The sequence below is a fragment of the Nostocoides australiense Ben110 genome, from assembly GCF_001050535.1.
GTDB classification, from domain to species: Bacteria; Actinomycetota; Actinomycetes; order Actinomycetales; family Dermatophilaceae; genus Nostocoides_A; species Nostocoides_A australiense.
Genome location: NZ_HG764815.1, coordinates 3,162,045 through 3,168,738, shown reverse-complemented (window position 1 = coordinate 3,168,738; position 6,694 = coordinate 3,162,045). Strand labels below are relative to the sequence as shown.

The window sequence follows — 6,694 nt, the reverse complement described above, 5'->3', positions numbered from 1 at the left end:
CGGCCGACGTCGTCGAGTGGGCCGGCTACGACCAGGGCCCGCTGACCTGCGAGTGCCGCCGCCTCGAAGCCGTCCTGGACGAGCAGCAGCAGCTGCAGATCCGCCCCGGCACCCCCCTGCCGCGCCCCGCGGCTGGTGCCCCGGCCGACCCGGCCCCGGCGTCCTACCCAGTCACCGCGATGACCATCACCGACGTCGTCGAGGACATCCGGCTCCTGCTCGACGCCGGCAGCGCCGACGTCGACGGCATCACCGCCGCCGCCGACCCCCACCCCGCCCTCGACCCTGCGGCCGCCATCCCCGGCGAGAGCGCCGTCCTGGTCACCTTCACCGACGCCGCCGGCCGCAACCGCGTCGCCGAGGTCCAGATCACCGCCACGTGGCGCGAGGACGGCTGCGACCACTCCTCCACCCGCGCTGGCGCGCTGGGCGAGGAGTGCACCGACTGCGGCATGGTCACCACCCCCACGGTCGTCACCGCCCGCTGCCCCGACTGCAACAGCCCGGTCAGCGACGCGATCACCTACTTCGGGGTCCACACCGCCTCCTGCACCCTGGTGATGTGCCAGTGCGAGCACGCCGACCACGAGCACCCGGCCACCAGCCACCCCTACCTCGGCGTCCGCGCCGGCACCCACCGCGCCCAGCACGTCGGCCTGGTCTGCGACGAATGCGCCGCCGGCCACCTCGCCGGCTACCTGCTCGATGACCTCACGGACAAGGGCGGGCCGCGATGAACATCGGCGAAGCCAGCGCTGTCACCACGCTCGTCCAGCACCTCACCGAGAACGCGGCCGCGGTCGACACACCCGACGACGTCGTCCTGGCCGTCGTCGAGCTCAACGGTCGCGCACGCAAAGCCCTCGGTGCCGGCGTGATCCTCCCGACGATCTGGATGATGCGTCGAGAGGAGATCCTCGCCGCCCGCAAGACCCCGCCCAGCAGCTCCCCGACGCCTCGCCGGTCCACATGAACACCCCACCGGTGCAGCTGCGCGAGCCCTACGTGGGCGAGGGCGCCGACGGTGCCCGTCGCTCGGCCCAGATCGACCTGGAAGAGGCGGACTGCCTACCCGCCGGAGAGCAGCGAGACGACTGCCTGCTCTCGGCGGAGCGGTGGATCCTGCAGGCCGAGCACCTCGAGGGCCACGCACCAGACCCCCAGCCCTGACCCGTCGGTCCCCTGTAGACCGTCCGGCCCGTCACCAGTGGCGCACCTCTTGCACCTTCCCCCAGTGACGGCGACCGCACCACGGTGCGACCGCCGCCAGAAGGAGGTGCTCCACCATGACGACGACCGTCGAGACCGACTCAGACATCTGGGTTCACGACTACACCACCGCGACCGGTGTCCAGGTGGCCGGCCACTGGCGCAAGCGCCGAGCTGGCTCGGCTGCCGCAGATGACGACCACCGTCCGCCGGGCGGCGACGCCGACCCCACCCGGTCCGCTGCTGCGACGGCGCCATCCTGCACGCCACAGGCCGCCTCTGAGCCCCCCTCATCCCTGGGCGGCACACCACAGGCCACCCCGGCGGCCGCGGCCCGCCTGGCGGCCGCTGAGACGCGCTACAAGGCTGCGCTGGTCTCCGCCGGCGTGAGCGCCCTGAAGCACCGTCGTGGAGAAGATGGCGGCCTCCAGTCCGCACTCCGAGAGCGCACCGAGGCACGTGCCGAGCTCGAAGCCGCCCGTGCCGAGCTTGCCCAGCAACCGTCCACGGCCGCCGACCCGAGCAGCTCCGAAACCAGCACCGCCAGCGAGGGTCCGGAGACGTCGACCGGCTCAGGGGCGGACCGTTGCCCAGGCTGCGGCCAGTTCCGTTCCCAGGACCATCAGTGCCCCACCCCGGCCGGTCTGCCCGCCGGCGACTACGCCGGCCTGAAAGGAGACGAGCGAGTCAAGGCGATGGTCGCCGACCTCGAGTCGTCGGTGAAGGCCATCGTCGAGTCCGGCCAGCTGCACCGCTGGCTCAACGCCATGGCCAGCAATGGTCTGAGCCGGTGGAGCGCCAACAACCGCCTCCTGGCCGCAGTGCAGATGCTGCAACGCGGAGAGTCCCTCGACGACCTGCACATGATGGGCTTCCGCCAGTGGGAGAAGTGGAACCGCAAGGTCTCCAAGGGTGCCAAGGCCGTCTGGATCCTCGCCCCGATCACCCGCAAGATCGTCGACGAGGACGACGACGGCAAAGAGACGCACCGCGTGGTGGGATTCAAGGGAGTGCCCGTCTTCAACGTCTCCGACACCCACGGCGACCCACTGCCCTCATCACCGGCCCGCCCTGCGCCCGGTCGGGCTACCCCCGGCACTATCGAAGGCCTGCGCGCCCGAGTCGGCCAAGCCGGCTACTCCTACGAAGAGACCGAGATCCCAGGCTGCCGCCCCGAAACCGGCGAAGGCACCCTGGGCTACACCGACCCCAAGAGCAAGCGGATCGTCGTCGACGCGCGCCTCAACGAGGCACAGAAGGCCTCGGTCATCGCCCACGAGCTCGGTCACGTCCACTGCGGCCACGTCGACCAGGACTACAGCGAATACCAACGCCACCGCGGACAGATGGAGACCGAGGCCGAGATGACCGCCTACCTCGTCAACCGCTCCCGGGGGATGACCCGCGACCAGGTCGACGCCTTCAGCCCCGGATACATCGCCGGCTGGTCCCGCGGCAATCCGACCGTGATGCACCAGGCCGTCGACAAAGCCACCCGCGCGTTCAACAAGATCACCGACGGGCCCTGGCCCGACCAGAAGGGAAACTGACCCATGACCACCCGCCACGTCGCCGACATCACCGACCCCGTCACCGGCGAGATGACCACCCTGACCGCCGCCACCGAAAGCGAGCTCGACCAGCTCGTCGACGAGCACCTCGAGCAGCACTACCCCACCCTCCAGAGCGAGGACCCCGAGCCAGCCGGCATGGGGTGATGAGGGGGTGACCTCGGTGCGTCGGAACCGGGGTCGAGTGTCGGTGGTGGGAGGTAGCGTCGAAGACACCAACCACCCGGGCCGAGCTGACCACTTGGCCCCCTGACTCCGCGAGGAGACGACCGACATGGGAGACCGCACCTACTACCGCCTGGCGTTGCCGGCAGACCTCGACCGAGAGGCCATCCGGATGGCCGCGATCGCGTTCACCGATGACCCCTGGACCGACGACGACGTCACCCGGCTGCTGGACAACAGCCGCCCTGACCAGCCCCTCTGGGTCGACATCGAAGAGCGCTCCGTCGGCGAGTGCCGCGACGCCGCTGAAGCCGTCCTGACCGCGCTGCGCGAGGAAGGCCAGGACGTCGCCTTCACCGTCACCGAAGATCCCAAGTACGAGTGGCTCGGGACGCTGTGTCGCTACCAGCCCGGCAAGGGGATACACGAGGTCGATTGCGACGCCAACGCCCAAGCCGTCCTGACCGACGGCGAGCTCACCGTCCTCATTCGCACCCTCACCGACCCTGCCGCGATCCTGGACCGGATCACGGCCCGCCTCGGCCTGGACTGGCAGACCCCGGCCGCCGCCTGACCCCCACAGCCCAGATCAGAGAGGAGGTGACCACCATGCCCGAGGACGACCTCGACATCGGCTTCTGCCCCCGCTGTGGGGACCAGCTCGACGGCGCGACCCCGCCCGCCGACCTGATCTGCTGGCGCTGCGCCGCCGACGAGGAGGACTAGGTCCAACCACACCGAGGGCTCCACCCGGACCACCCCGGGAGGGGCCCTTCGGCATGCCCCACCGTGGCAGCCGGAATGGGGTGCCACGGTGGGGGAGGAGGCGACCTGCAGGGGGTGGTGTTGTCGGTGGTGGGCGGTAGCGTCGAAGACACCAAACCACCCGGGCCGAGCTGACCACTTGGCCCCCTGACTCCGACAGGAGACGACCATGACCACCACCGCCACCCGCCGCCCGGCGACCGACGAGAAGATCCCGAGCACCGGTGCCCTCACCACCGGCTACCGCGGTCTCGCCGAGGCACTGAAGACGCTCGCGCTGCCGGCCGCCGGCCGCAAGCCACTGCCCGTCTTCAGCCGAATCCTGGCCACCGTCCGCGCCGACGAGATCGAGCTCACCACCTTCGACACCGCGGCCACCGTCACGCTGCCCGCCACGGGCACGAGCCCCGGCCAGCTGCTGCTGGACCACCCCAGCCTCACCAAGGTCCTGGCGGCCGCAGTCAAGGGCAGCCGCAAGGCGACCGTCGACCAGCTCGACGTCACCATCGACACCCCCGACCACACCCCAGTCGTGCACGTCGCCGGCTACAGCATCCCCCTGGACGACACCGTCACCGTCGACGCCTTCCCGGCCCTGCCGGCAACCACCGCCCCGACCCACGTCGTCGACCGTGAGGCACTGAGCGTCCTGGTCGATCGCGTCACCGTCGCGGCCGACCGAGGAGACACCCTGCCGATCCTCACCGGCATCAACGCCACCCTCGACAAGGGCGCCATGACCCTGACCGCCACGGACCGCTACCGGCTCGCCTCCGGCACGATCCCGGCCAACGGCACCACCACCGAGAAGGTCCTCATCCCCGCGGCCACCCTGGCCAAGCTGCTCCCGCGCCTGACCAGCGCGCAGGCACGCCTGGGAGTCGACGTCATCGCCGGCACCACCTGGCTCACCCTGGCCGATGACACCGCCACCGTGCGGATCCGCACCCTCGACGGCGAATACCCCAAGGTCTCCTCGATCCTGGAGCAGACCCCGACCCGCACGGTCACCCTGGCCCGCGACCAACTGCTGCAGGCAGCCACCCGCGCCGCCTCGCTATCCGCCGCCGTCAAGGCCGGCAAGAGCCCGGTCACGATCACCGTCACCAGCGATGCCGTGACCATCGCCCCCGCCACCGACGGGGACCGCGCCAAGGTCACCGCCCCACCGCTGCCGGCCACCACCGGCGGCGAGACCGGGCACTGGACCACCGGCGCCAACCCGGCCTACCTCCTCGACGCGATCACCACCCTGACCGCGGACGAGGTCACCCTCCACTTGACCGCCCCCGACCGGCCGATGATCCTCACCGACGCCGGCGATGCCGACTACCGGCACGTGCTCATGCCCGTCCGCCTCACCAGCTGATCCCCAGCACCGAAGGGCCCCAACCGGCCACCCCGGGAGGGGCCCTTCGGCATGCCCCACCGTGGCAGCCGGCATGGGGTGCCACGGTGGGGGAGCCGGGCGTCGGAACCGAGGTCGAGTGTCGGTGGTGGGCGGTAGCGTCGAAGACACCAACCACCCGAGCCGACTGACCATCGGCTCCTGACTCCGCGAGGAGACGACCCCATGTCCAGCACCCCCACCATCCGCATCACCGGCCCTGAGTCCCTGCTCTCCGCCCTCCCGCATCTGCTCGGCTACCAGCTTCTCCGGACTAACGATGGGGTAACAATGCGGCCTTGGGCGTGCCCTGTCGGGCGAGAGGGCGGGTTACGAGTCGTCTGACGGTTGCCCATTTCGCCAGGCCAGCGGCCGCGGTTTGGGAGACGGGGATGACCAGCGCGATGAATCGCCCGTGCTGCGTCGGTGTACTTGGCCGCGGGCCCGTTCGATGGTGGCTGCCTCGGGCACCTGCCAGTAGTCGCTGAGCGGGTCATTCGTGGGTGGCGTGTTCATGGGCAGCGTGGTCAACGGACTCGAACTGGATGGTCGAGTGCTCGATGCCGAAGTCGGTGTGGATGCACGCCTGGACTTGGTCGAGGAGTTCGCCGAGGTGGCCGTCGTGGAAGCAGGTGTCGTCGACGACTAGGTGTTGCGGCTCATGAGGTTGGTGTCACCCGGCGCCGTAGGTCGTGAGGGACGGGCAGGTCCCCGGCGGCAAAGATGGAAGTCGACCAAGACAACCGTCGCCGACACGAAGGACCTGCCCTGTGACCCACCGTAATGCTCCGCTGACCCCTCAAGGCCGTCTGCGGTTGGTGCTGCGCTGCCGCCATCGACCGATCGCCCACATCGCCGCCGAAGCAGGCGTCTCCCGCCAGTGCTTGGGCAAGTGGGTGGCCCGCTACCGCGAGCACGGCGAAGCCGGCCTTCACGATCGTTCGAGTGCACCAGCCCAGCGGCCCACCCAGACACCTGTTGCGGTGGTCGAGCAGATAGCGGTGATGCGGAAGAACAAGTGGTCAGCGCGCCGGATCGTGCGCGAACTCGCGGCCCAGGACATCCCCATCTCGGTGGCCACGGTGACTCGGTGGCTACACAAGCTCGGCCTCGCGCGCCTGGATCACCTCGACGTCGACGGCGAACCGCTGCGCAGGCCCGGCACCATCAAGGCCTGGTGGCCCGGGCACATGATCCACATCGATGTGAAGAAGGTCGGCCGCATCCCCGACGGCGGCGGCTGGCGCATCCACGGCATCAACTCCGACCAGGCCCGCGCCGCAGCCAGGGCCACCGCCAAGGCGAAGGCCAGCGGGACCCGGCCGGGCTACGTCTACCTGCACTCCGCAGTCGATGGGTTCTCCCGTCTGGCCTACACCGAGGCCCTCGAGGACGAGACCGCGAAGACCGCGATCGGGTTCCTCTTCCGTGCCCGCGTCTGGTTCGCCGCCCACGGCGTCACCCGCTTCACCCGGATCGTGACCGACAACGGCTCCTGCTATCGCGCCAAGGACTTCACCCGCGCGGTGTGCTCCTTCGCCGCGCGCCATCAGCGGACCAGGCCCTACACGCCCCGCCACAACGGCAAGGTGGAGCG

At 70.3% G+C, this 6,694-nt stretch carries 9 protein-coding genes; all 9 read left to right on the top strand.

Annotated features, from left to right (window positions below):
- The coding region (locus BN11_RS15350) for a hypothetical protein (RefSeq protein WP_048699136.1) at window positions 1-737 on the top strand (737 nt) is incomplete at its 5' end.
- Window positions 734-973 carry a hypothetical protein gene (locus BN11_RS15345; RefSeq protein WP_048699133.1) on the top strand — a complete coding sequence of 80 codons (240 nt, stop codon included), beginning with the start codon at window positions 734-736 and terminating at the stop codon, window positions 971-973. The genes BN11_RS15350 and BN11_RS15345, both read left to right, overlap by 4 nt.
- Complete coding sequence (locus BN11_RS15340) at window positions 970-1,170, top strand: hypothetical protein (RefSeq protein WP_157044200.1); 201 nt, start codon at window positions 970-972, stop codon at window positions 1,168-1,170. Before BN11_RS15345 ends, BN11_RS15340 begins: the two co-directional genes overlap by 4 nt.
- A 116-nt stretch (window positions 1,171-1,286) precedes the next feature.
- Window positions 1,287-2,759, top strand: coding sequence for an ImmA/IrrE family metallo-endopeptidase (locus BN11_RS15335; RefSeq protein ID WP_048699127.1), 1,473 nt, complete (start codon window positions 1,287-1,289; stop codon window positions 2,757-2,759).
- Between the two features lie 3 nt (window positions 2,760-2,762).
- Window positions 2,763-2,927 carry a hypothetical protein gene (locus tag BN11_RS22925; RefSeq protein ID WP_157044199.1) on the top strand — a complete coding sequence of 55 codons (165 nt, stop codon included), beginning with the start codon at window positions 2,763-2,765 and terminating at the stop codon, window positions 2,925-2,927.
- A 127-nt stretch (window positions 2,928-3,054) separates the two neighbouring features.
- Window positions 3,055-3,519, top strand: a complete 465-nt coding sequence (locus BN11_RS15330; protein ID WP_048699124.1) for a DUF3145 family protein — start codon at window positions 3,055-3,057, stop codon at window positions 3,517-3,519.
- Window positions 3,520-3,879: 360 nt separating this feature from the next.
- Complete coding sequence (locus tag BN11_RS15325; protein ID WP_048699123.1) at window positions 3,880-5,079, top strand: DNA polymerase III subunit beta; 1,200 nt, start codon at window positions 3,880-3,882, stop codon at window positions 5,077-5,079.
- A gap of 517 nt (window positions 5,080-5,596) precedes the next feature.
- Window positions 5,597-5,746, top strand: coding sequence for a hypothetical protein (locus tag BN11_RS22920; protein ID WP_157044198.1), 150 nt, complete (start codon window positions 5,597-5,599; stop codon window positions 5,744-5,746).
- 121 nt (window positions 5,747-5,867) lie between these two features.
- Window positions 5,868-6,694, top strand: an 827-nt coding sequence (locus tag BN11_RS15320; RefSeq protein ID WP_048701642.1) for an IS481 family transposase, incomplete at its 3' end; no start/stop codon positions are given.

Coding starts and splice junctions, on each gene's coding strand:
- BN11_RS15345 (WP_048699133.1), top strand. CDS start 734: ATGAACATCGGCGAAGCCAGCGCTGTCACCACGCTCGTCCAGCACCTC.
- BN11_RS15340 (WP_157044200.1), top strand. CDS start 970: ATGAACACCCCACCGGTGCAGCTGCGCGAGCCCTACGTGGGCGAGGGC.
- BN11_RS15335 (WP_048699127.1), top strand. CDS start 1,287: ATGACGACGACCGTCGAGACCGACTCAGACATCTGGGTTCACGACTAC.
- BN11_RS22925 (WP_157044199.1), top strand. CDS start 2,763: ATGACCACCCGCCACGTCGCCGACATCACCGACCCCGTCACCGGCGAG.
- BN11_RS15330 (WP_048699124.1), top strand. CDS start 3,055: ATGGGAGACCGCACCTACTACCGCCTGGCGTTGCCGGCAGACCTCGAC.
- BN11_RS15325 (WP_048699123.1), top strand. CDS start 3,880: ATGACCACCACCGCCACCCGCCGCCCGGCGACCGACGAGAAGATCCCG.